Source organism: Chryseobacterium tagetis (assembly GCF_016735585.2).
Lineage (GTDB): Bacteria > Bacteroidota > Bacteroidia > Flavobacteriales > Weeksellaceae > Chryseobacterium > Chryseobacterium tagetis.
The window spans coordinates 84,341-107,558 of sequence record NZ_JAERSE020000006.1 but is presented as its reverse complement, the minus strand read 5'-3'; the positions used below and the strand labels follow the sequence as shown (position 1 = coordinate 107,558).

Below are 23,218 nucleotides of genomic sequence, written 5' to 3'. Positions count from 1 at the left end.
ATTTGTAAATTAAAAAAACTAGATAATTCTAAAGACAATTTTCAGACCAAAATAGGTATTTGATCTATTGAAAATCATTTTATTAAATATTTTTAACGCATCTGAACTTCTCTCTTGTAAATATTATACGGTTGTAAACCTTCTTTCTGAACAATCATTTGCCCCAATTGCGTACAAGAGAATCTTATAAATCCATTAGCAATATTAAAATTTCCTTCATTTGCCAAGAAATATAATATTCTTGTAAAAGGATAGTTCATCTCTCTCAGTCCTGAATAATCAGCTGCATATAATTTCCCTTTACTTTTTACCGGAAGAATTTTAACTTTATTTCTTAATTCGATAGAAGCTTCATCATAGGGACGGCTAAATGTGTTCAGCCCAATCACACCGATTTTATTCGGATATTTATTCAGCTCTTCAATAAGGTTTTTACTCCCCGGAATGACTGAAAACTTCAGATCTTTTGGTTGTTTATGTAATTTTTGAGCTACAAAATTCAAATTACTTGAATTAGTTCCGTCAAAAATAAATTCTTTTTCGTCTGATTCTAATCCTTTTTGAATTTCTTCTATGGAAATAGATTCTTTAGATGAAGTATTGGGAACCACAAATATTACTGCATCTGCAGCAAACTTAGCAGGTAAAAACTTTAGTTCTACTTGCTTTTCATATTCTTTTATTTCATCAGGAGAAAGTTCTTTAGACATGACAACAATTCTTGCTTTGCCATTTAATAGATCTAGAAATCCTAAGTCTTCCTTTTTTGTAACCACTTTTAGCTTAGTTTCCGGATAATTGATCATATATCCATCTGCCAAAGCTTCTGTGACACTTTGAAATGACTCATCGGTAAGAATTGTAAGATTTCCTTTGTTATAAGATGGTGAGCTTTCTTTTTTCTTTGAACACCCTGAAAGAATAGTTATAAAAATTATTAAAGCTATTTTAAGAGAATTATTCATCTTTATTTTTTTTAAGTTGGGATATTGCTCTAAACATTCTAAATATCCCATAAAGCACCAAAACAGCGCCTAACGGATAGGCAATTGTCGGTTCTAAGGTAACCACGAAGAATTTGTAAATAATTACAACGATACCAAAAACGATATAAAAAAATCCTGTTATTAAGGATAACCACTTGAACATCATATGACAAAAATACCAAAAAAAATAAAAAGAGAAGCAATTGCTTCTCTTTTTTAGATATTATTTAATTATTAATAATTAAATTATTCTGGTGGTTGCATTGCAAGAGGTAGTCTGTATCTGTAACGTACAGATTGACCATTAATCTTAGCAGGCGCCCATTTGTTTTTAATTGATTTAACAGTTCTTACTGCTTCAGAGTTAAAGTCAGAGTTTGAACCTGTAACTTTAACGTCTGTAATACTTCCATCTCTTTCAACAACGAAAGTAACTTCTCCTTTTACAACACCATCAGCTCCTTCAATAGCAGAAGTATCAAAGTTTTCTCCTACTTTCTTTCTGAAGGCATTAATACCTCCAGGGAATTCTGCAGTCTGCTCTACCTCTGTATAAACCTGATTTTCGTTTACCTGAGGTTTAACTTCAGCTGTAGAAGCTTTAGTCCCTGTTGAAGGTGGCGGTGGCGGCGGTGTATAAGCCGGAGCTTTTACCCCTTCCTGATTTGTCAACCCTGTTGTTGTTTCTAATTGCTTAGAAATTGGTGGAGGTGGAGTTTCAATTTTTGGAGCTTTTACAGGCTCCGGAACCACATTCTGAATCACCTCAATTTTCTCCTCTTTTGGAGGTGGAGGTGGTGGAGGTGGTTCTTTTTCTTTTGGCTGCTCAATAATTTTATCTTCCTGAAGAATTTCTACTAAATCCGCCTTTACTTCTTGTTTAGGTGGAGCAGTAAGTCTCTTAATTGTAAGATAAATGAAAGGAGACAAAGCCGCAATAAGGAATAATGCTGTTCCAACGATAAAAGATTTCGTCAGAAGTCTTGGATACTGATGTCTTAAATCGTATGCACCATATTCCTTGTTTCTATTTTCAAATACAATCTCATCTAAAGTAAGATTATGATCGTATACATTTTCATTTGCCATAGATTTACAATTTTATGGTTTAAATTACTTTGCAGCTGGTGCGGCAGGAGCCCCTGAGTTACCAACTTTTTTATCGTAAATCGCTTTTTCCCAAGGCTTAAGATCAGTAACCCCGTACTGCTCACTCTTAGTAATCGCCATTTCGTCAAGAATATCTACAAAGTTTTTATATACAGCATCGTCAGTCGGTTTAATAATCACAGTAAACTTAGATTTATCAGCCGCATTTGCTTTTGCCTGCTCAATTACTTTTCTAATTCCTTCTCTGTCAAAAGTAGTTTCATTAAGATTTTGGTCAGTTAAAGATGTGTTATCTTGCTGATGCCAAAAAATCTTATTGTCTTTTCCTAATAATAAAGATATAGAGTTAGAAAGTTTAATTTCTGTTGGTGGTGGTTTTGGTGCATCAGGCTTTGGTTTTGCCGGAAGACCTAAATCCATTACATTCGGTTTAGAGAATGTGGTTGTAAACATAAAGAAGGTAATCAATAGAAAACCTAAGTCCACCATCGGAGTCATATCTACGCGGGTATTCTGCTTCTTGGATCGAACCTTTCCGCCTTTCCCGCCTTTTTCCTGTACTTGTACTTCTGCCATTTCTAAATGATATTATTCATTAGGTTTACCTTCTTGTGATGTAATCAACCAAAATTTAAGAAAATCGATATCTCTTAAACCCTCAAATAAGCTTTTTACTTTTGGATATTCTGTTGTAACGTCTCCTTTAATCGCTAACTTATAGTCAGGATTTACGTTCAAACTTTCTTTTACCCAGTCTACTAACTGCTTATTTGTACTGTCCATAGGAATCCCTGTAGGACTCTTGAAATTCTTCTGCGCGTCATCTGGCAAATCAAGATAGCTCTTAAGCTGGTTCATAGGAACCCCAATTGCTTGTACTTTCTGGAATGCAGCTTTTTCATTATTGTCAAAAGTAATTCCATACTTTTTTCCCATATTGTCTAAAAGCTGTAATCTCTCAGATGCATTTTCTACCGGCTGGAAATAGAATTTCCCGTCCGGAGTAGCGTTGATAGTCATCAAACTTGCATCAGGAAGTAACTTCTCTGATATTGAAGATGGCGGTTTGATCTGCTCCACGTCAGGTTTTTTAAACTGAGTGGTCAAGATAAAGAACGTAAGTAGTAGGAACGCAACGTCACACATTGCCGTCATATCCGTAACTACTCCATGTCTTTTAGGTTTGACTCTCGCCATTATTAATAATTATTTTTAATTAAACTTCTTTTTACTTACTACAAATTCTTTGCCTAATTCTTAGTTGAATTCAGCGAAAGATTGTTGGATACTCATAGCGATCTCGTCGATCTTGTAAGTTAATCCGTCAATTTTAGAAGTAAAGAAGTTATAAAGGATAATAGCGATAGCTGATGTACCAATACCTAATGCAGTGTTGATCAATGCTTCAGAGATACCAGTAGAAAGTGCAGCTGCGTCAGGAGTACCTCCTCCAGAACCTAATGCGAAGAACGCCTTGATCATCCCGATTACCGTACCTAATAGTGCTACTAATGTTGCAACAGTACCTAAAGTAGAAAGGATCATCATGTTTTTCTCTAACATTGGCATCTCAAGAGTTGTAGCCTCTTCGATCGCTTTGTTAAGCGCTACCATTTTTTGCTCTTTGTTTAGAGTTGTATCGTGAGCTAGAGCTTTGTAAGTAGTAAGACCTTCTTTCACTACGTTACCAACAGAACCTTCTTGTCTGTCGCACTCTTCTAAAGCTGCATCAATTTTGTTTTGGTTAAGTAAGCTTCTTACTTGTACTACGAAGTTATCCAAGTTTCCTTTTCCAGCAGCTTTACCTAAAACGAAATATCTTTCAAAAGAGAAAACGATTACAGTAAGCATGAAAGTAATCAAGATAGGTACGATAACCCCTCCTTTGTAGATAATTCCCAAGAACGAATCTGGATGAATGTCTTTTCCTTCAATATCAGAAAAAGCTACAGAAGCTCCTCCAATTTTTTCAGCATCTTTAAAGTTTCCAGGGCTACCCAAAACGAATAAATAAATACAAATTCCTATTGCGAAGATGATAGGAATAATAACAGCCGGGTTTAAACCTCCTGCTTTTTTAGCAACTACTTGCTCATCATTTTTTGAAACATTCATTTCCATATTTAACTAAATTATATTGTTTTAAATTTTTTGAGGCTGTAAATTAAAGGCAAAATTAATTAAAATGCAATTATTTTAAATAAACAATTCGCTTTTTTTTGATCGATAAATTTTAAATCAATTTCAAAATCTTAATTATTCTTTATTTTTTTGGCAATATTATTCCATTTTAAATAATATCTTGAAAATTTAAAAAAATTACCCTGCTTTTTTTTTTATTTTACCAATGTTAATTTTTTTTTAAATCACAACATTCACAATTCTGTGAGGTACTACAATGATTTTTTTAGGCGTTTTACCCTCCAAAATTTGTACCATTTTCTCGTCCTGAAGTACCACTTCTTCAACCTCTTTAGCAGAAAGTTGCGCAGAAAGTGAAATTTTAAACTTCATTTTCCCATTAATGCTTACAGGATATTCAATTTCATCTTCCACCAAGTAATCCTCGTTCAATACAGGGAATTTCTCGAATTCGACAGACTCATTATGACCTAATAAACTCCAAAGCTCTTCACAGATGTGAGGTGCATACGGCGAAATGATAACGGCAAGAGGTTCTAAAATATTGCGTTTGTTACATTTTATTTTTTGTAATTCATTTACTGCGATCATAAATGAAGATACAGAAGTGTTGAAAGAGAAGTTTTCGATATCGTAAACTACCTTTTTTATTAAGGTATGTAATACTTTATATTCTGCTTTCGTCGGTTCTTCATCTGAAACTTCAAAATCTTCTCCGTTGAAATATAAATTCCAGAATTTTTTCAGGAAACCATATACTCCACTTAACCCTTGTGTATTCCAAGGCTTGGATTGTTCTAATGGACCTAAGAACATTTCATACAGTCTTAAACCGTCTGCTCCATATTCATTACAGATATCATCAGGATTTACGACATTATATTTAGACTTAGACATTTTTTCTACTTCACGACCCGTGATGTATTTTCCATCTTCCAAAATAAATTCGGCATCTACATAATCTGGTCTCCAAGATTTGAAAGCTTCTGTGTCCAATTCATCAGATGTTCCTTTTAATAAAGATACATCAACGTGGATTGCCTGAGTAGTATAGTCTTTTGCTAAATTTTTAGATACATATTGATTAGTACCATCAACTCTATACACAAAAGCACTCATTCCTAAAATCATTCCTTGGTTGATCAATTTTTGGAAAGGCTCATCATGATTAATATATCCTCTGTCTTTTAAGAACATATTCCAGAAACGGGAATATAATAAGTGACCGGTTGCGTGTTCGCTACCTCCGATATATAAATCTACCTGTCCCCAATAATCAGAAAGATCTTTGTTCGTGAAAACTTCTTCATTTTCAGGATCCATATATCTTAGGAAATACCAAGAGCTTCCAGCCCAACCCGGCATTGTAGATAATTCTAATGGGAAAACAGTTTTTTCATCAATTAAATTGGTATCAACAATTTTCTGGTTCACTTCATCCCAAGCAAAAGTTTTCGCATTTCCTAATGGCGGATCTCCGTCTTCAGTTGGCAAATATTTTTCTACTTCAGGAAGTTCCAAAGGCAATGCAGAAGTCGGCAATGTGTAAGGCATCCCATCCTTATAATATATAGGAACGGGTTCTCCCCAATATCTTTGTCTTGAGAAAATCGCATCACGCTGTCTGTAGTTCGTAGTTCCGTGGCCGATTCCTTTGTTTTCTATTTCAGAAATTATTTTTGCTTTCGCGTCATTATAATTTAATCCGTTTAAGAAATCAGAATTTACACATACCGAATCTTTAGAATCAAAAGAAGCTTCCTGAACATCTTCATCAGTATCCACTACTTTTTTAATTTCTAAATTAAATTTCTTTGCAAATCTGTGATCACGCTCATCATGTGCGGGAACAGCCATTACAGCCCCGGTTCCATACCCCATCAATACATAATCTGAAATATAGATCGGCATTTTTTCTCCGCTGAACGGATTAACTGCATAACTTCCTGTAAAAGCACCTGAAACGTTTTTCACGTCAGACATTCTGTCTCTTTCAGATTTTTTGGAAGTTTCTTCAATATAAGTATCTACTTCTACTTTTTGAGCACGTGTAGTAATTGTTTCTACTAAAGGATTTTCAGGAGCCAATACCATAAAGGTTGCCCCGAAAATAGTATCAGGTCTTGTTGTGAAAACTTCAACAGTTTCATCATGACCTTCAACATTGAATTTTACTTGCGCACCTTGAGATTTTCCGATCCAGTATTCCTGAGAGTCTTTCAGAGGTTGTGGCCAGTCCAAAGTTTTTAATCCCTGCAGTAATCTTTCAGAGTAGGCAGAGATTCTCATGCTCCACTGCATCATTTTCTTTTGGAAAACAGGGAAACCTCCTCTTTCGGATTTTCCGTCTTTTATTTCATCGTTCGCCAAAACGGTCCCTAAAGCAGGGCACCAATTTACAGTCGTTTCCGCTCTGTATGCTAAACGATAATTTAAAAGGATATCTTCTTTATCCATTTCAGAAGCAGAATTCCATTCTTCTGCCGTGAAACTCAATTCGTCGTTTTGATTGGCATTTAATCCTTCTGTTCCTTTTTCTTCGAAACGTTTAATTAAAGTTGAAATAGATTCAGCTTTATCAGTATCTTTATTATACCAAGAATGGAACAGCTCAATGAAAATCCATTGTGTCCATTTATAATAAGAAGCGTCAGAAGTTCTTACTTCTCTGCTCCAGTCGAAAGAGAAACCAATTTTTCTTAATTGCTCTTCATATCTGTTAATGTTTTGCTCAGTAGTAATCGCAGGATGTTGCCCTGTCTGAATTGCATACTGCTCAGCAGGAAGCCCGAAACTGTCATAACCAACCGGATGGAGCACATTGAAACCCTGATGTCTTTTGTATCTCGCATAAATGTCGGAAGCAATATATCCAAGCGGGTGACCTACGTGAAGCCCTGCACCTGATGGATACGGAAACATATCGAGAACATAAAATTTCGGTTTGTCTGTGTTATTGGAAGTCTTGTACGTTTGGTTGTCTTCCCAGTATTTCTGCCACTTTTTTTCTATCTGCTGATGATCGTAAAACACTTTTTTATAGATATTAGATGTTAGACATTAGATATTGAACGTTTAAAATCCAATTCTAATTTTCACAAAAATAATGAATTTTAAAGAAATGGAAATTTTAATTTTGAATTAAATAAATGAAAACAAAAAAATCTCATCCGAAGATGAGATCTGTAATATTATTTAAAACTCTGCACTTACTTATTGCGGAATTCTTTTCATTGTATACGTTACTGAATAATATTTTGTAGGATCTGTCTTATCCTCAATGGTAAGATTCAATGTAGTGGCATCAAGAAGGGTAACTTTTCCTTTCTCAGGTTCTACAGTTCCCACATATTTTATCTGTATGCTTTTATCTTCATTATATATATAGGTAAATGCGCGATCCGGAGACACAATACACTGTCCAGGATTTGCGGCATCATCATCACTATCTTTTCTTTTACCTGAGGATCCTTCACTAAAAATCCATCTAGAGGCCTTTTCACAATCAGTATATGCAATTTCGTCTGAAACGCCTGCTCCTGAAGTCTGGATAGTTGTTCTTACTTCCTTAATCGGAGACCATGTACCAACCAGCGGATATACTTGTTCAGTAGTATCATCTTTACAAGCTGAGATAGACAATAATGATAAACCTGCGAATAGCAATGCTAATTTCTTCATATATCAAATTTTTCAAGGCCTAAAATTATGATTTTTTTTAAAAACTTCATCATTTTTTTTAGCTTTCGTAATTTAATTTTCAAATTATTAAAAATACCGTTGTCAGAACCTTATATTTTAAGCCTTATATTTGTATAAAAACATTGCATGCCGTTAGTTTCTATCATTACTCCATGTTATAATTCTTCCAAGTTCCTGAAAGAAACCATTGCCTCTGTAATAAATCAGACCTTTACAGACTGGGAATGGCTTATCACAGACGACCGCTCTTCGGATGATTCTGTTGAAATCATAAAAAAGACAGACGACCCAAGAATAAAGCTTAGTCTTTCTGAAGAAAATAAAGGAGCGGGACACGCGAGAAATATATCATTAGAAAAAGCAGTGGGAAGATATATCACCTTTTTGGATGCTGATGATTTCTGGGAGCCGGAATTCCTTGAAGAGATGATTAGTTTCATGCAAAAAGAGCAGGCTGAAATTGCCTATTCAAATTACGCAAGATGTAATGAGGAACTCGTTCCACAACTTGAAGATTTTGAAGCAGACAAAGAAGTCACTTTTCAGAATCTCCTGAAAACCTGTCGCCTTTCTCTTCTTTCGTCTATGTACGATTCTCAAAGAGTAGGAAAAGAATATTTTCCGGAAGGAAGCAAACGTGAGGATCATGTCATGTGGCTCAATTTATTAAAGAAAATACCGATCGGTAAACCGTTGCCAAAAACAATGGCAAAATACAGAATGCATTCCAACAGTGTTTCAAGAAAGAAACAAGATGTTGTGAAAGATCAATATCTTGTTTATAAAGATTATATGAAGTTCTCTACGATAAAGTCTCTATATTATACAGTAAACTGGGCGATTAACGGATTTTTAAAATATTCAAAAATTTTCAACTGATGGAATATTCAAAAGAGTTTAAAGCAGCAATAAGTAATTTTTCTTCACTGGAAAAAGACCGGTTGCTGTTCAGATTATTAAAAAAAGACAAACTGCTATCAAAGAAACTTTATTTTGAGCTTATTGATCCGGAAAATACCGATCAGAAAAGAAATCAGATGGAGGAAAATATCCGTGAAAAGCTAACCCTTTTAAGCAAGTATATATCGAATCATAAGTATTATCTGATGCACATCCGGAAAATAAGCAGTGAAATTACAGAACATGTAAAAATAACAACTGATAAATTCGGAGAGGTTTCTCTGACTCTTTTTCTTGTCAATGAAGTTTTAGAAAACAATAAAAAACTGAATACTCAGAGATTTGACGCTACTTATAAACTCTATCTATACCTCATCAATAAAATCGTTAAAAACCTCATCTTAACTAAAAAACTAGACGAAGATTATTGGATGGAAATTGACGAGTATTTAAGAGAACTTCAACAAAAAATAGAAGACAATCATTATCTGAAAAAACTGTATATCAACAATGGCTTAGAGCTTAATTGGCTGACTACAGAACGAATTCCCGAGAACATTGATCAGATTGCAAAAGATCTTAAAAGTCAGGGGTTTCTAAAGTGACATTATTTTCTTTATAATCAGTTCGGTAGAGTTAGGTTTTTCTGTAATAAATTTTTCAGCGTTATAAGACATTTCTTTTAAAATCTCTTCATTATCGATAAGGGAAAGAACAAATTGAGTAGCCACATTTTCGCTTTCAAACGACTTCCCTCCATCGGCTTTGATCAGATCATCTGCTTCCGGGTTTTTCCTGTAATGATTTCCGAAAACAACAGGAATCCCAAAGGTTGCTGCCTCTAAGATATTATGAAGTCCTGCATCATGAAATCCTCCTCCGACTACAGCAATATCTGCATAAGAGTATAATTTTGAAAGCAGACCAATACTGTCAATAATAAGAATTTGAGTATCCGAAATTTCAGATTTTTGAAGATTATGAATCTGACTGTAAAGAACAGACTCCGGAAAAACCTGTTTTAAATGATGAACTCTTTTTAAATCATGAGGAGCAATAATGAGTTTTACTTCATTATTTTTCGCGACCAGCATTTCAGCCATTTTTTCTTCAGCCTGCCAAGAACTTCCAAATACCACCGCTTTTTTCTCTGCTATAAAATCAACTATAAAATCGACATGATTATTTCTTTCTCTAAGCTGTTTTACCCGGTCAAATCTTGTATCTCCGGTTACAGAAGAATTCACAAGACCTAAGCTTTTCGCCAAAAGATATGAATGTTGATTTTGATGAAAAAACCAGTCAATATTATTTTTAAGCTGCTTTACAAACCATTTTCCATAGCTTGTAAAAAACGATTGTCTTTCATAAAACAATGCTGAAATCACATAAGTCTTCGCTCCTTTATTTTTAAGTTCAGCCAACAGATTATACCAGAAATCATACTTCACCGTAAAAAATAGTTTAACATTAAAAGCTGATATAAAATCTTTTACGTTTTTCTTTTTATCAAACGGCAAATAACAGATTACATCAGCAATATGTTTTTTCTTAACTACATTTTCATAGCCCGAAGGTGAGAAGAAAGTAACTAAAATTTTATGTTCCGGAAATTCTTTTTTTAATTGTTCCAGTACAGGTAAACCTTGTTCATATTCCCCTAAACTGGCAGCGTGCATCCAGATGACTTCATCGGAATCTTTGAAAACAGATTTTACTTTCTGCAAAGATTCTTTTCTTCCTTCAACGCCTTTTTTAGTTTTATCATTAATCCATGAAAAAACCTTCATCCCTAAGATGAATAAATTGATAAATATGTTATAGAAAAAAGACATTAGCTTTTCATTAATCCTCTAAAAAATTGAATCCCACCAAAGATGATTGCTCCATACGCAATCACTCCTCCTTTCCCATTGCTCAGGGAAACCAAAGTAACCACCAATCCTCCGCCAAGCCACAAAGCTCCATACAAAACATCTTTACCCGCCTGTTTTTTCTCAAGTTGCCCAAACTGATGAATTCGTTCACGTCTTAGATTCTCCAAAAGAAGTTTCTCTTCGTCGCTTTTTTCTAAAACATTGATTTTAGACTGGTAATATTCTTCATAATCTGTAGTTCCTTTATCCTGAAAAAATTCATGTTCCAGCTCAGTAATCGGTTTTCCATTATATAGGGCAAAATCAGCAACCAATTTCTGCATTTCATCATTAAAAGGAATGTTTCGCTTTTTTAATTCTGACATCGCAAGAATAACCGTTTCATGATCATACTTTTTCCAGTTTACCAGTACTTCTGATAAGCCTGCATTTTTGGTTTGAGAAATCTCAAGTAGAGTTTTATTCATGGGTTTTTAGTTAATTTCTATTCTATCATTATTGGTAGAAGGGGCCGAAATTACTAAAAATTCTACATCTTCTGTCGATTCGTTCGAAATATAATGTTCTGATTTGGGTAAAATAGTTATGCTTTCTCCGGTTTTTACAGAAAATTTTTCTTCGTTGATATAGAAAACAGCTTCTCCTTTTAAAATATAAAAGAACTGTTCTGCATTATTATGAAAATGCCTTTTTTCAGCCGTTCCCGAAGGCATTATTTCCTGTTTTACAGAGAGACCGTGAGAATCTTTAAGAATCCAGCTATCACAGTTATCTCCCCAAATATAATGTTCGGAATTTTTTTTAGATTTTATCATTTGAAAATACCTATGAAAATAAATGAGATAACTAAGCTTCCAATCACCGCCAAAATAGACATCGCTAAGGGAACTTTCGGTTTTACATGTTCATCAAATGTATATCTGAACATATAATCCAGCGTGTTCAAAAAAATCAGGACAATCAAAATATACAGCCATCTTATAAAAATTTTCATGATCAGGAATTGAGCATCTCGATTTTCCTCAGTTATTTTTACGGGATAATTTGCTGATTCAGACTCTCTCACTATAAAAGCAAAGAAAACGTAAAATACAGCAGCCAAAACAGGCATTAAAAAAGAATATTTCCTGCTTCCAAAACCGTCTGCTTTTCCGTCAAAATCAAAATGGACAGGAATTGTCTGCGGTAATATTTTATAATGTTTTATCGTAAACCACCACAGAAAAACAAGCAATCCAAAATTGAAAACATCAAAAATTATAAAGAATGCATTTTCCATTTTGGATTTATTTTATCATTGTAAAATACTTTTAATGACTCTTAGTTTATGGGTATGTTTATTCAGTTCTTTATTGAAAATACCCGTAGAGTCTAATGTATCTATTCTTACTTTTCCTGAAGCATGAATAATTTTCTGAGCATCAAGCATGATCCCCACATGAATAATTTTCCCTTCAGGATTTTCAAAAAAGGCAAGATCTCCCGGTCTGCTTTCTTCTACAAAGCTCAACGTCTCTCCTACTTCAGCCTGCTGATAAGTATCTCTTGGCAATTTAATATCATGAACTTTATAAACCAGTTGTGTGAATCCAGAACAATCTACTGCAAAAAAGCTTTTACCTCCCCATAAATAGGGAACATTAAGGAATTCTTTAGCTGTTAAAGCAATACTTTCCCGCATATCATGACTTCTACGTGATGCCACTACAGGAAACTCCACTTCTGATCCTATGGACAATAAGGTTTTCCCGTCATTCATCAAGACAGACGAAAAATCTTCGGTCACTACAGTCACTTTTCTTTTCGCAAAATCTTCATCTGAAACCGGTTTGATCTGCTTTGTATCCATCCATCCTTCATATTCATCATAATGCATCTTTATTTTGGTCCAGTTTTTATTCACCTCCAAAATATCTGCACTTTCCCCGAAAAGTATTTCTGTAACGATTTCTGCTTTATCTGAACCTTCCGCACGAACAGGTGCTACGGTAACAACACAAATTCCTTTATTCATTTATATTTTGATTAAAAGATTCAAGAATTAAAAATTAAAAAATTAGCGCTCTCTAATTTTTCAACAATTTAATCTTTTAATGGTTTAATTAATTATTTTCTACGAAGTAAATTCACCCCATCACGCAAAGGTAAAATAAGATTCTCAAAATCGTCATCATTTGCCGCCAAATCATTAAGTTCTTTAATCACCTGGGTCGATTTTTGCTTTGGATCTTCTTCTAACACTTTTCCGTACCACAACACATTATCAAACATCACTACAGAACCTGATTTTGTTCTCGGTTTTATCAGTCTGAAATATTCTGCATAGTTTTCTTTATCTGCATCTATAAAAACAAGATCAAAAACCTCATCTGTTTCTTTTAAAAATTCTTTTGCATCCTGAAGCCTGAAATCGATCTGATTTGAATATTCACTTTCTGCAAAATATTTTCGGGGTAAATAAGCCAGATCCTCATTCACATCCAATGTGGTAATTTTTCCTTCTTTTGCCAAACCTGTCATTAAACAAAGTGTAGCATATCCTGTAAAAGTACCAATTTCAAGAATGTTTTTCGGCTGCATCATCTGAGATACTATAGTCAGCAATCTACCCTGCTGATATCCCGAAATCATGTGAGGCTGTGTTGTTTTCTGAAAGGTTTCCCTTCTCAATTTTCTCAGAATTTCAGGTTCAGATGAGGCATGCATTTCCAAATATCTATCCATTTCCGGATTTTTCTCTTCAAAAAAGCTCATTTTATTTTTTTAATGATTCAAATTTAATTAAAAATATTTTAGTCTTTATTATAGAACCGGTAAAAAACACCATGGAAAATACCGTAAAAACACGGATGTTTCCCAGCCAAACTAAACAATACCTTTGCAGAGGAAGGTAAAAACACACTATCAAAATGAATACGGGAGAAAACCAAATCAAAAAGACTAAGGAATCCAGAGCGTATATCATGAAAATGAATGCTTCGAAAAAAACTAAACCAGAAATATCCAATTCATTTTTACAACGAATTATCTCTTTATTGAAACAAGAAGATGTAGTTTAGAAAAAGAAAAAACTCCCGAAATTTTCGGGAGTTTTTTTATGTATGTTGTTATTATTATTTCTTTGGAGCAATATCCATAAGTTTCATAAATTCATCAAGCTTAGGCATAATGATAATTTCAGTTCTTCTGTTTTCCGCCCTTCCGGAAACGCTCATGTTAGTCGCTTTAGGATTGTACTCAGAACGTCCACCTGCTGTGATTCTTGCCGGATCAACACCAAACTGAGTCTGTAAGATCTTAGCAACCGCAGTACCTCTCAATGCAGAAAGATCCCAGTTATCTCTTGGCAAGTTCGTAGAGCTTAAAGGTGCATTATCCGTATTCCCTTCAATCAATACCGAATATTTATCATAATCATTGATTACTTTAGCTACTTTACCTAGCACCTCTTGAGCTGCAGGAAGAATATTGTAATCACCTGTTTTATATAACATCTTATCTGAAAGAGAAATCATCACCACTCCTTTCAAGACTTTCACCTGAACATCGTCATCTGTTACGTTATCCAATGATCTTTTCAATTTGTTTGATAATGCCAAATTCAAACTGTCGTTTTTAGCATTATTAGAAATCAATTGTTTGATATAAGAGTTAGAAGCATTAATTTCTCCTACCAGTTTATCAATATTCGCAGAGCTTTTCCCTGTATTGGATAAACAAGCATCCAAAGATGATTTTAAAGCATCGTGTTGACTTTTCAACAAATTATTTTCTCCTGATAAAGCAGAATTTTGAGACTTCAAATCCTGAATCTCACGTTGTCTTTCTCCAATATTTTCAATACACTGTTTGTAATTGGAACTCAAAGCTTCATACTGCTTTTTACTAACGCAAGATGTCAATCCCAACACCATTGCAGAAACTGCTAAAATTTTAAAAATCTTCATAAATAATCATTTTTAGACGAGCCAAAGGTAGGAAATTGAATTGAATTATAAGGATTATCTTTGTCCAATAGAAATTCTCACCTTACATTTTGAAAAAGCCGGACTTAAAAAAAGAATTAGAAAATCTCATTTTGCTTCCTGAAAATCACACCTATCTTTTAGCAGTGAGCGGAGGTGTTGATTCTATGGTTTTAGCCTACCTGTTCAACCAGATACCTGATTTGAACGGCAAGTTTCAGATCGCACATATCAACTACCATCTTCGAAATGAGGATTCTAATCTTGATCAGAAACTGGTTTCAGATTTTTGCAAAAAGAATGATATTAAGTTTCATTTATATGAAGTTTCTGAAAAGGATCAGCAACCTGAAAACTCGATTCAGCTTTGGGCAAGGGAATTGAGATACAATTTCTTCAAGAAGGTTCAGCAGCAAGAAAATTTAGAATTTTTGGTTACCGCTCATCATTTGAATGATCAATTGGAAACTTTTATTATCAATCTTTCTAAAGCAGCAGGAATTAATGGACTAAGCGGAATTCCTTCGAATGAAAATAATATTCTGCGCCCTCTTTTACATTTCACCAAAGAAGAAATCTACGAATTCGCAAAAGAAAATTCTATTGACTACCGCGAAGATCTTTCCAATAAAAAAAGTGATTATTTAAGAAATAAAATCCGTCTTGAAATCACGCCTCAATTATTGGAGACCAATGACCATTTTTTAGAGAATTTCAGGAAAAGCATTTCTTATTTAAATCAGACAAAAGATTTTGTTAAAGAACAAATCAAAAAAATAGAAGATGAACTAACTACATTTAACCATGATTCTAAAATCATATCAAAAGACAGACTCGAACAACAAAGCGATTTTGTGCAGTTTGAGATTTTAAAAAAATATGGTTTTGATCATGAAGAGATTCCTAAAATTTTCAAAGCAGAAAATGGAAGTTATTTTTTTTCAAAAGATTATCAATTATTGATCAATTATGACCAACTGGTTATCAACCTAAAGTCTGAAATCAATAACATCAATAACGAAGATGAAATTCTTCTGGTTGAAAAATTTGATGCGACCGAAGATCAAATAGTGATTGATCTCAAAAACACAATTGAGAATATTGAAGAAATCAATAAGCGTTTCGAATGGGATTTTAATGCTGAAAAACTCAAGTTCCCACTACGCTTAAGACGACAACACAACGGTGATGAATTTTTCCCATCTGGTTTTTCAGGGAAAAAGAAGGTTTCTAAATTTTTTAGGGACGAAAAATTATCTATTTTAGCGAGGCAAAAAATTTGGGTACTTGTAGATCGTGAAAATTCTATTCTTGGAATTATCCCTTTCAGACAAGACCGCCGAAATGCAAAGGATGAGAATACTAACAAAATTCTCAAAATTATTAATGAAAAGTAAGATGAAATTTAGAAACTGGTTTTTATTAATTCTGTTATTTTTAGCAACAGGAATTAATGCACAAATCAAAAATCCTGTAAAGTTTAAATTTACAATCAACGATTTAGGAAACAATCAATACGAAGCCGTTTTGAATGCGACCATGGAAAGCGGATGGCATATCTATTCGAAAGACATTCCTGAAGACACAGGAATTCCAACGGATTATAAAGTTTCCGGAAAAAATATTGAACTGATTGGAAAATTTACCGAAGTCGGAAAAAAGCATGAAGAGTTTTCAGAGGCTTTCGGAGGAACAATTATTTTTTATTCCAATTCTGCAGGTTTTAAACAAAAATTCAAATTAAAAGACGGAACAAAGCCGGGCGATGTCGTTGCAGAAATTACGTATCAAACGTGTGACGACAGAGTTTGTCTGGCTCCCAATACTTTAGAATTCAATAAGCAGGTTAAGCCAATCGGCGCTACTGAAGAAGCTACTACTGAAGAAAAAACAGAACCAGCAAAGGATTCTGCAAAAGCTGTTGAAACAGTTGTAGAAAATCCTGCTAAAGGAGAAATCACTGTAACAGAAACTTCAAAACTAGATCCAAAACAATTAAAAATTGAATCTATTGATTTTGAAAAACCTTTGACGGATTGCGGAACAGGTTCTACAAAAATTGAAGAAAATTATTGGACGTATTTGTTCTTAGGATTTATCGGTGGATTAATTGCATTGTTAACACCTTGCGTTTTCCCAATGATTCCATTGACTGTTTCTTTCTTTACGAAAGGCAGTAAAAACAAAGCAAAGGGAAAAAGAGATGCATTAATTTATGGATTTTTCATCTTATTGATCTTTGTATTATTAAGTGTTCCATTCCATATCATTGACGGAATTGCAGGAAATATTTTCAACGAAATTTCCACCAGCGTGTGGCTAAATATCGCATTCTTCATCATATTCATTTTCTTCGCAGGAAGTTTCTTTGGATACTACGACATTACATTACCAAGCTCGATTGCGAACAAATCTTCAAAAGCGGAAGAAGCGGGAGGAATCATCGGAATTTTCTTCATGGCTTTAACATTGGTAATCGTATCTTTCTCTTGTACAGGTCCTATTTTAGGAAGTTTACTGGGAAGTGCAGTAACCGGTTCAGCAAACGTTCCGATGTTATTGACATTTGCATTGGCTGGTTTCGGATTGGCTTGGGCAATTATTTTCGGATTATTAGCTTTATTCCCTCAAGCATTACAAAGCCTTCCAAAATCAGGAGGCTGGATGAATACGGTAAAAGTAGTTTTAGGTTTTGTAGAATTGGCTTTAGCACTAAAATTCTTATCAAAAGCAGACTTAGTTTCTAAAACATTCTTATTAAAAAGAGAACTTTTCATTGCAGTCTGGATTATTATCGCATTAGGTTTAGCATTATATTTATTCGGATTGATCAAATTTCCACACGATGATAAAAAACCAAAAATTTCTATTACCAGAAGAATTCTTGGAGTTTTAGGATTCGGATTTGTGATCTATTTGGTTCAGGGGTTAATTCCTTCAGAACGTCCGAAACTGCAATTATTAAGTGGTATTTTACCTCCTTTAAATGTTAGTTATTTCCATGACGAAAAAGACGGAATTTTAGGAATGCATCCTGAACACGACTTTTTCAAAGCGATTGAATTAGCAAAAAAAGAAGACAAACCTATCTTAATTGATTTCACAGGATACGGTTGTGAGAACTGTAGAAAGATGGAGGAATTCGTCTGGAGCGAACCCGATATTTTACCTATTCTTCAAAATGATGTTGTTTTAGCCTCTTTATATGTTGACGATAAAGAAGAACTTCCGGAAGACCAGAAAACCAAAATTGATCTGGGAGACGGACAGGTAAAAAAGGTAAAAACAATCGGTGACAGATGGAGCTTATTCCAACAGGTTAACTTTAATAACAACTCACAGCCACACTATGTTTTGGTAACTCCGGACGGAAAAGTAATCAACACTCCTGTTTCAGGATATATGCCAAAAGAGGATTTCAAAAAATTCTTAGAATGTGGAGTAAATTATTATAAAAAGAATAAATAAAAACTTTCAAATATTTTAGAGAACTCATGTCGAAAGGCATGAGTTTTTTTGACTCTTTTCAGCAGAAAAATTCGAAATAAAAATAATTTATAATCCTTAAAATTTCATAAAACTTTACAATATCAAAACACAAATAGCTTTTTCTTATTTTAAAATTTATTTTTTTTTGAATTTTACCAACCAACTTCATAAATTAGGTATAAACTTTGTATAGTTTCAAACAGAAAGATCTGAAAGCGCAGCTTTTTTATCAATACCGTTTAACATTAAAAAATATTATTATGGCTGAAGTAATTGCACAAGAGAAATCAGGAGGAAGCAAACAAAGAAAAAAACTGATCAGAGTTGACATGACTCCTATGGTGGATTTAGGTTTTTTATTGATTACCTTTTTTATGTTTACCACAAATTTCACAAAACCTAATGTGATGGATTTAGGATTACCTGCAAAAGATCCAAATCCTCATCCAATAGATATCCCTTATATTGATAACTTAAATCAGGTTACATTCATTTTAGGAAAAGATAATCGTGTTTTCTATCATCAAAGCAATAAAGATGAATTAAATAAAAACAACTTAAAAGAAACAAACTTCAGTGGAATCAATATTTCTAAAATAATTTCCGAAGCTTACAACAAAGCTCCGAAAAAAGAAAATTTCACAATCATTATAGAACCTACAGACGATGCAAACTATAAAAATTTTGTAGACGTTCTCGATAACATCGCAATCTCTAATAAAGAACGCTACGGAATCACCGATATCAAACCTTGGGAAAAGAAAGTTTACGAAGAATTAACTCAATAAAACAGAAAGGGCATTTTAAAAATGCTCTTTTTTTTGTTTACATTTGAGATATAATTTTTTTTGATGAAAAACTTTTTAGCCACAATCGCAATCGCAGTTTTAATTGTTTCATGTTCTAAAAAAGAAGCCATTCCTTCTTCAGCTCAAACGGACAGTACAAAAATTATTGATTCCATCAATGCTGTAAGAACAAAAATAAATGACAGCATCCGAAGCAAAAATTCTTTCAAAGATTTTAGCGGAAATCACAAATTCACCCATAATTTAATTAACAACCCAGGAACTATTAATTTTAAGAAAATTGATGGAGAAAGAGACCATTATAACGTTTCGGGAGATATAAGAGTAGGAAAAGATTATGTCCATATTCAAGGCTTTATCGCTGTTGTTTCCAATAAGCATATGAATTTTACAGGTAACGTTTCCGAAAGTATTTCTGAAAATGAAAACGGAAAACTTTATATAAGACAAGGAACTAAAACTTTCGCTTCTAAAGATGGCGGAAAAACTTATCGCCTTCAGGATATGGTAAATGGTTCGGGATTTGTAGACTATATAGACATTCATTTTTAATTTTTGAATATGCTCAATTTTGAAAGAAAAGGAAACGGAAAAGAGACTCTGGTACTTCTCCACGGATTCATGGAAAATACCTCTATCTGGAATGATATGGAGCCTCATCTCTCTGAAAACTTTTCGTTATTAAAGATCGATCTTCCAGGACATGGCCAGTCTGAAATTATAGCTGAAGTCCAAACCATGGAGCTTATGGCTGAAGAAGTAAAAAAAGTACTGGATGATCAAAACTTAACTAAAGTTCATTTATTAGGACATTCGATGGGAGGATATACTTCTTTAGCTTTCGCAGAAAAATATCCGGAATACCTTACAAGCTTAACTTTATTCTTCTCCACTTATCTTGCGGACGATGCTGAAAAAAAGGAACAGAGAATAAAAAGCTACAGAATTATTAAAGATGCTTTCGCCCATTATGCAAGAGCCGGAGTTCCCAATCTTTTCAATCCCAACGAAAGAGACACGCTGGAAGGAAAAATAGAAACTGCTTTAGCAATTGCACTCTCTACAAATAATCTCGGAGCTTTAGCCTCTGTAAAAGGTATGGTGGAAAGAACCGATAAAAAACACGTTCTGGAAAGTCTTGACGCTAAAATTTTAGTCTTAGCAGGAAAACATGACAATGCTGTAAAAACAGAAGTTATGATTAAAAATCTTCCGGATAGAACGAATATAAAATCTTATGTACTGGATTGCGGACACAACGGACATTGGGAAAAGCCAAGCATTTGCGCCGAAATCATCAATACCGAGCTCCTTCACCATTTACCAAAAAATTTGATCCTTTAAAAAATTTTTATGAGAATCTGGATTTCATCACTACTGCTTCTTGCCGTAATCAGCTGTAAAAAAGAAGCTGAAACTTCTAAAAATACAACTTCAAAAGATTCTGTTTCTATGACAGAAACTCAAACTGACAGTTTAAAATCAGCTAAAAATAAACAAACTTTCAATTTTACGACAGAACTTTGCGACAACAAAGGTCAATATGATGCAAGCAAATATTCCCGCGAAGAAATTGAAGACACTTACAAACTTTGGTTTCAATACAGCAGCATATTACTGAATAAGCCTTCCGTTTTTAAACCTGAAACCTTGCAGGAAGTAAGAAGAGATAAAGATAAAATCCTGGCAAAACTTGATAAAGATTTTGCAGAAAAAAAGAAAGATCTTGAAAACTTAAAGGTTGTCAACGATCCATACTGGCAAAACATTAAAGCTCAGAAAATCCAAGAATTAGCTATGGAATATGAGTTTGACAAAACCGAAATCATGGCCTTTTCTGATCCTTCCGTATTACTGAACAGCAAATTTTCAAAAAACTGCGAAAACTTTGTTCGCGCATTAAACTCTGATGAAGACGTCATGATCGACGAATGGAGAAAACTGAGAGTACAAATGAGCAAAAAAAACGGAAGTCCGGAAAAAATAATGGATGAATTCGAAAGCAACCTGCACGCTCAGAATAAAAACGAATATGCTATTATTGACCTCATCACCTTCGGATGGGAAAACTGCGCCAATAACAATATTAAAAGGGTTGAGAACGACGAAAAAATGACAAAGGCATTCAATTCTTTATTTATTAAGATTGATTCGCAATGCGACGAACCTTAAATCATTTAAGAAGCTATAAAAAATAAAAACACCAAATTAAACAGATCTATGAGTTTATTCTCTTCTCCACAAAAGAAACCCGTCATCGGATTAACTCTTTCCGGAGGCGGAATGCGTGGAATTGCCCATATTGCCGTCTTAAAAGCACTGGAAGAATTCGGACTGAAACCGCAGATCATTTCGGGAACAAGCGCAGGATCTATTATTGGAGCATTTTATTCTTTAGGAAAGACACCGGACGAAATGATGGAAATTGTAAAGCAAACCACATTTTTCTCCCGATCATATTTAAGGCTTTCAAAAAACGGAATTTTCAGTTCTAAGTTTATTTTAAAACTTCTTGTTGACTATTTTCCGGAAGACGATTTTAAAGTATTAAAAATACCGGTATATGTTGCCGCCACAGAAATGACCCATGGAATCGTTGATTTCTTTTCAGAAGGCGAACTTTTCGGTCCTTTATTGGCTTCGTCAAGTGTTCCTTTTGTTCTCCCTCCGGTAACAATAGGTGAGAAAATATATGTAGACGGCGGTGTGTTAGATAACCTTCCTATAGAACCGATTATGGACAAATGTGATTTCCTGATTGCCTCCCATGTAAATTCTCTAAGCTACGATCCGCTTCCCAATATGAGCTTACTTAAAGAGTTTGACCGTATTTTACATTTAGCCATTGCAAAATCGGTATATTCTAAAGCTGACTTCTGTGATATTTTTTTAGACCCTCCTAAAATGACAAAATTCAGTTTATTCAATAAAAAGAATCTTGATGAAATGTTTCAGGAAGTTTATGAATATACCTGTAAAGAACTGGAAGAGAAAGGATATAAAAAGATACAGTCTTCTTTATAACTGTTCTTCTGCTACCCTGTTCTTAAAAGTTTCAAGAGTATCCATCAGAGATTCTAAAGATTTTCCTCCGGCTGCATTGATGTGCCCTCCTCCACTGAAATATTTTCTTGAGAACTGGTTTACATCCACATCATCTTTACTTCTGAAAGATATTTTAATAAAATCATCATACAGATCCTCCATAAAGAAAGCCGACATTTTTACGCCAACAATACTCAATCCGTAATTTACAAAACCTTCGGTATCTCCTTTCTGGAAACCATATTCCTGCAATTCTTTTCTTGTAAGGTATAATACAGCCACTTTACCATCATTCACCACTTCTATTCTTCCTAAAATAAGAGCCAGCAAATGAAGTCTCGAAACCGTATTGGTATCCCATGTATTTGAAGTAATTACTGAGGGATCCGCTCCTTTTTCAATAAGGTTGGCAACAATTCTATGTGTTGTCGCACTTGTGGAACGGAAACGGAAACCTCCCGTATCGGTCATAATTCCTGTATAAAGACATTCTGCGATATCTTTATTAACAAGATCTTCACCATTCATCGCTTCAATAAAGTGATAAATCATCTGGCAGGTCGCAGGAATGATTGTATCTGAATACACAAAATCAAACTGCTCCGGCTGCTGGTGATGATCGATAAGAATTTTTTTCGCTTTGGATTTTACCAGCCAGTCACCTAAAATTCCGATTCTTGACGGTGAATTGAAATCCAGGCAGAAAATAACATCTGCTTCATTCAATATATCAAAAGCTACCTTTCTTTTATATTCTGCAATGATGCTCTTTTTCGCATCGGGCATCCATTTCAAAAATTTTGGAAAATCATTCGGCACCACGACTTCTGCGTGTATACCTTTAGCCTGCAAATAATGCTTTAATCCCAAACTTGATCCAATAGCATCCCCATCAGGATTGTAATGAGTAATGATGACAATTTTATTTTGTGGAATAAGAAGTGATTTGATTTCTAGAATTTCTGCAGGTGTAAACATCTAAGTTTCTTTAAATTTGAGTCTCCAAAGATAGAGCTTTTAAATAAATCATTAGTATTATTTTTAAATGTTACGGATTTCGCCTACAGCAGGACTTTTATAAAAATGAAAATGAAAAACCTTAATAATAATTTCAAAAAAAAGAGTTGAAAGTTTGTATCTTATAAAAAAATCTATATCTTTGCAACCTGAAAAATTAATAGATTAATTACGAT

At 34.0% G+C, this 23,218-nt stretch carries 24 protein-coding genes; 9 read left to right on the top strand and 15 right to left on the bottom strand.

The window, feature by feature from the left end:
- Positions 1–92: 92 nt before the first annotated feature.
- From JI747_RS19350 to JI747_RS19320, 7 genes are all read right to left on the bottom strand, one after another.
- The gene (locus JI747_RS19350) at positions 93–965 is read right to left on the bottom strand and encodes a PstS family phosphate ABC transporter substrate-binding protein (RefSeq protein WP_225690507.1); all 873 of its coding nucleotides are present in this window, start codon (positions 963–965) and stop codon (positions 93–95) included.
- 267 nt (positions 966–1,232) lie between these two features.
- Positions 1,233–2,075, bottom strand: a complete 843-nt coding sequence (locus JI747_RS19345; protein ID WP_225690506.1) for an energy transducer TonB — start codon at positions 2,073–2,075, stop codon at positions 1,233–1,235.
- A gap of 24 nt (positions 2,076–2,099) precedes the next feature.
- Positions 2,100–2,672 carry an ExbD/TolR family protein gene (locus JI747_RS19340; protein ID WP_225690505.1) on the bottom strand — a complete coding sequence of 191 codons (573 nt, stop codon included), beginning with the start codon at positions 2,670–2,672 and terminating at the stop codon, positions 2,100–2,102.
- Positions 2,673–2,684: 12 nt separating this feature from the next.
- Positions 2,685–3,293, bottom strand: a complete 609-nt coding sequence (locus JI747_RS19335; RefSeq protein WP_225690504.1) for an ExbD/TolR family protein — start codon at positions 3,291–3,293, stop codon at positions 2,685–2,687.
- Positions 3,294–3,353: 60 nt separating this feature from the next.
- Positions 3,354–4,217 carry a MotA/TolQ/ExbB proton channel family protein gene (locus tag JI747_RS19330; RefSeq protein ID WP_047436178.1) on the bottom strand — a complete coding sequence of 288 codons (864 nt, stop codon included), beginning with the start codon at positions 4,215–4,217 and terminating at the stop codon, positions 3,354–3,356.
- Between the two features lie 240 nt (positions 4,218–4,457).
- Positions 4,458–7,271, bottom strand: coding sequence for a leucine--tRNA ligase (gene leuS / locus JI747_RS19325; RefSeq protein WP_225690503.1), 2,814 nt, complete (start codon positions 7,269–7,271; stop codon positions 4,458–4,460).
- Between the two features lie 180 nt (positions 7,272–7,451).
- Positions 7,452–7,919, bottom strand: a complete 468-nt coding sequence (locus tag JI747_RS19320; protein WP_225690502.1) for a lipocalin-like domain-containing protein — start codon at positions 7,917–7,919, stop codon at positions 7,452–7,454.
- Between the two features lie 147 nt (positions 7,920–8,066).
- Between JI747_RS19320 and JI747_RS19315 the strand changes: the two genes are divergently transcribed.
- The gene (locus JI747_RS19315; RefSeq protein WP_225690501.1) at positions 8,067–8,819 is read left to right on the top strand and encodes a glycosyltransferase family 2 protein; all 753 of its coding nucleotides are present in this window, start codon (positions 8,067–8,069) and stop codon (positions 8,817–8,819) included.
- The gene (locus JI747_RS19310) at positions 8,819–9,445 is read left to right on the top strand and encodes a deoxyuridine 5'-triphosphate nucleotidohydrolase (protein WP_225690500.1); all 627 of its coding nucleotides are present in this window, start codon (positions 8,819–8,821) and stop codon (positions 9,443–9,445) included. The genes JI747_RS19315 and JI747_RS19310 overlap by 1 nt, the downstream gene beginning before the upstream one ends.
- On the opposite strand, the gene JI747_RS19305 is transcribed toward JI747_RS19310, so the two are convergent.
- From JI747_RS19305 to JI747_RS19275, 7 genes are all read right to left on the bottom strand, one after another.
- Positions 9,437–10,675 (bottom strand): 3-deoxy-D-manno-octulosonic acid transferase, encoded by a 1,239-nt coding sequence (locus JI747_RS19305; protein ID WP_225690499.1) that lies wholly within the window; start codon positions 10,673–10,675, stop codon positions 9,437–9,439. The two genes, JI747_RS19310 and JI747_RS19305, sit on opposite strands and share 9 nt — an antisense overlap.
- The gene (locus JI747_RS19300; RefSeq protein ID WP_225690498.1) at positions 10,675–11,184 is read right to left on the bottom strand and encodes a hypothetical protein; all 510 of its coding nucleotides are present in this window, start codon (positions 11,182–11,184) and stop codon (positions 10,675–10,677) included. The genes JI747_RS19305 and JI747_RS19300 overlap by 1 nt, the downstream gene beginning before the upstream one ends.
- A 6-nt stretch (positions 11,185–11,190) precedes the next feature.
- On the bottom strand, positions 11,191–11,532 hold the full coding sequence (locus tag JI747_RS19295; RefSeq protein ID WP_225690497.1) for a cupin domain-containing protein: 342 nt from the start codon (positions 11,530–11,532) through the stop codon (positions 11,191–11,193).
- Entirely contained in the window at positions 11,529–11,996 is a 468-nt protein-coding gene (locus JI747_RS19290) for a DUF1648 domain-containing protein (protein ID WP_225690496.1), read from the bottom strand. Before JI747_RS19290 ends, JI747_RS19295 begins: the two co-directional genes overlap by 4 nt.
- 15 nt (positions 11,997–12,011) lie before the next feature.
- Positions 12,012–12,731, bottom strand: a complete 720-nt coding sequence (locus JI747_RS19285) for a C40 family peptidase (protein WP_225690495.1) — start codon at positions 12,729–12,731, stop codon at positions 12,012–12,014.
- Between the two features lie 92 nt (positions 12,732–12,823).
- Positions 12,824–13,471 carry an O-methyltransferase gene (locus JI747_RS19280; protein WP_225690494.1) on the bottom strand — a complete coding sequence of 216 codons (648 nt, stop codon included), beginning with the start codon at positions 13,469–13,471 and terminating at the stop codon, positions 12,824–12,826.
- Between the two features lie 359 nt (positions 13,472–13,830).
- A complete protein-coding gene (locus JI747_RS19275; RefSeq protein ID WP_225690493.1) occupies positions 13,831–14,664 on the bottom strand; it encodes an OmpA family protein in 834 nt (277 codons plus the stop codon).
- Positions 14,665–14,750: 86 nt separating this feature from the next.
- On the opposite strand from JI747_RS19275, the gene tilS reads away from it, so the two are divergent.
- From tilS to JI747_RS19240, 7 genes are all read left to right on the top strand, one after another.
- A complete protein-coding gene (gene tilS / locus JI747_RS19270) occupies positions 14,751–16,079 on the top strand; it encodes a tRNA lysidine(34) synthetase TilS (RefSeq protein ID WP_394371167.1) in 1,329 nt (442 codons plus the stop codon).
- A gap of 1 nt (position 16,080) precedes the next feature.
- The gene (locus JI747_RS19265) at positions 16,081–18,150 is read left to right on the top strand and encodes a protein-disulfide reductase DsbD family protein (protein ID WP_225690804.1); all 2,070 of its coding nucleotides are present in this window, start codon (positions 16,081–16,083) and stop codon (positions 18,148–18,150) included.
- 281 nt (positions 18,151–18,431) lie between these two features.
- Positions 18,432–18,959, top strand: coding sequence for a biopolymer transporter ExbD (locus JI747_RS19260; RefSeq protein WP_225690491.1), 528 nt, complete (start codon positions 18,432–18,434; stop codon positions 18,957–18,959).
- Positions 18,960–19,022: 63 nt separating this feature from the next.
- Entirely contained in the window at positions 19,023–19,532 is a 510-nt protein-coding gene (locus JI747_RS19255; RefSeq protein WP_225690490.1) for a hypothetical protein, read from the top strand.
- Between the two features lie 9 nt (positions 19,533–19,541).
- Positions 19,542–20,324 carry an alpha/beta fold hydrolase gene (locus tag JI747_RS19250; protein ID WP_225690489.1) on the top strand — a complete coding sequence of 261 codons (783 nt, stop codon included), beginning with the start codon at positions 19,542–19,544 and terminating at the stop codon, positions 20,322–20,324.
- A gap of 9 nt (positions 20,325–20,333) precedes the next feature.
- Positions 20,334–21,152: a hypothetical protein gene (locus tag JI747_RS19245; RefSeq protein ID WP_225690488.1), complete on the top strand. Its 819-nt coding sequence runs from the start codon at positions 20,334–20,336 to the stop codon at positions 21,150–21,152.
- Positions 21,153–21,200: 48 nt separating this feature from the next.
- Positions 21,201–22,004, top strand: coding sequence for a patatin-like phospholipase family protein (locus JI747_RS19240; RefSeq protein WP_225690487.1), 804 nt, complete (start codon positions 21,201–21,203; stop codon positions 22,002–22,004).
- Here the strand turns inward: JI747_RS19240 and JI747_RS19235 are convergent.
- Positions 21,999–23,003: a DHH family phosphoesterase gene (locus JI747_RS19235; RefSeq protein ID WP_225690486.1), complete on the bottom strand. Its 1,005-nt coding sequence runs from the start codon at positions 23,001–23,003 to the stop codon at positions 21,999–22,001. The genes JI747_RS19240 and JI747_RS19235 overlap by 6 nt on opposite strands.
- Between the last annotated feature and the right edge of the window lie 215 nt (positions 23,004–23,218).

Excerpts from the sequence above, each read along its gene's own strand:
- JI747_RS19285 (WP_225690495.1), bottom strand. The coding sequence starts at position 12,731 with ATGAATAAAGGAATTTGTGTTGTTACCGTAGCACCTGTTCGTGCGGAA.
- JI747_RS19305 (WP_225690499.1), bottom strand. The coding sequence starts at position 10,675 with ATGTCTTTTTTCTATAACATATTTATCAATTTATTCATCTTAGGGATG.
- JI747_RS19315 (WP_225690501.1), top strand. The coding sequence starts at position 8,067 with ATGCCGTTAGTTTCTATCATTACTCCATGTTATAATTCTTCCAAGTTC.
- JI747_RS19340 (WP_225690505.1), bottom strand. The coding sequence starts at position 2,672 with ATGGCAGAAGTACAAGTACAGGAAAAAGGCGGGAAAGGCGGAAAGGTT.
- JI747_RS19330 (WP_047436178.1), bottom strand. The coding sequence starts at position 4,217 with ATGGAAATGAATGTTTCAAAAAATGATGAGCAAGTAGTTGCTAAAAAA.
- JI747_RS19240 (WP_225690487.1), top strand. The coding sequence starts at position 21,201 with ATGAGTTTATTCTCTTCTCCACAAAAGAAACCCGTCATCGGATTAACT.
- JI747_RS19280 (WP_225690494.1), bottom strand. The coding sequence starts at position 13,471 with ATGAGCTTTTTTGAAGAGAAAAATCCGGAAATGGATAGATATTTGGAA.
- JI747_RS19320 (WP_225690502.1), bottom strand. The coding sequence starts at position 7,919 with ATGAAGAAATTAGCATTGCTATTCGCAGGTTTATCATTATTGTCTATC.
- JI747_RS19245 (WP_225690488.1), top strand. The coding sequence starts at position 20,334 with ATGAGAATCTGGATTTCATCACTACTGCTTCTTGCCGTAATCAGCTGT.
- JI747_RS19265 (WP_225690804.1), top strand. The coding sequence starts at position 16,081 with ATGAAATTTAGAAACTGGTTTTTATTAATTCTGTTATTTTTAGCAACA.
- JI747_RS19290 (WP_225690496.1), bottom strand. The coding sequence starts at position 11,996 with ATGGAAAATGCATTCTTTATAATTTTTGATGTTTTCAATTTTGGATTG.
- JI747_RS19275 (WP_225690493.1), bottom strand. The coding sequence starts at position 14,664 with ATGAAGATTTTTAAAATTTTAGCAGTTTCTGCAATGGTGTTGGGATTG.
- JI747_RS19335 (WP_225690504.1), bottom strand. The coding sequence starts at position 3,293 with ATGGCGAGAGTCAAACCTAAAAGACATGGAGTAGTTACGGATATGACG.
- JI747_RS19295 (WP_225690497.1), bottom strand. The coding sequence starts at position 11,532 with ATGATAAAATCTAAAAAAAATTCCGAACATTATATTTGGGGAGATAAC.
- JI747_RS19260 (WP_225690491.1), top strand. The coding sequence starts at position 18,432 with ATGGCTGAAGTAATTGCACAAGAGAAATCAGGAGGAAGCAAACAAAGA.
- JI747_RS19255 (WP_225690490.1), top strand. The coding sequence starts at position 19,023 with ATGAAAAACTTTTTAGCCACAATCGCAATCGCAGTTTTAATTGTTTCA.
- JI747_RS19235 (WP_225690486.1), bottom strand. The coding sequence starts at position 23,003 with ATGTTTACACCTGCAGAAATTCTAGAAATCAAATCACTTCTTATTCCA.
- JI747_RS19300 (WP_225690498.1), bottom strand. The coding sequence starts at position 11,184 with ATGAATAAAACTCTACTTGAGATTTCTCAAACCAAAAATGCAGGCTTA.
- JI747_RS19310 (WP_225690500.1), top strand. The coding sequence starts at position 8,819 with ATGGAATATTCAAAAGAGTTTAAAGCAGCAATAAGTAATTTTTCTTCA.
- JI747_RS19350 (WP_225690507.1), bottom strand. The coding sequence starts at position 965 with ATGAATAATTCTCTTAAAATAGCTTTAATAATTTTTATAACTATTCTT.
- JI747_RS19250 (WP_225690489.1), top strand. The coding sequence starts at position 19,542 with ATGCTCAATTTTGAAAGAAAAGGAAACGGAAAAGAGACTCTGGTACTT.
- JI747_RS19345 (WP_225690506.1), bottom strand. The coding sequence starts at position 2,075 with ATGGCAAATGAAAATGTATACGATCATAATCTTACTTTAGATGAGATT.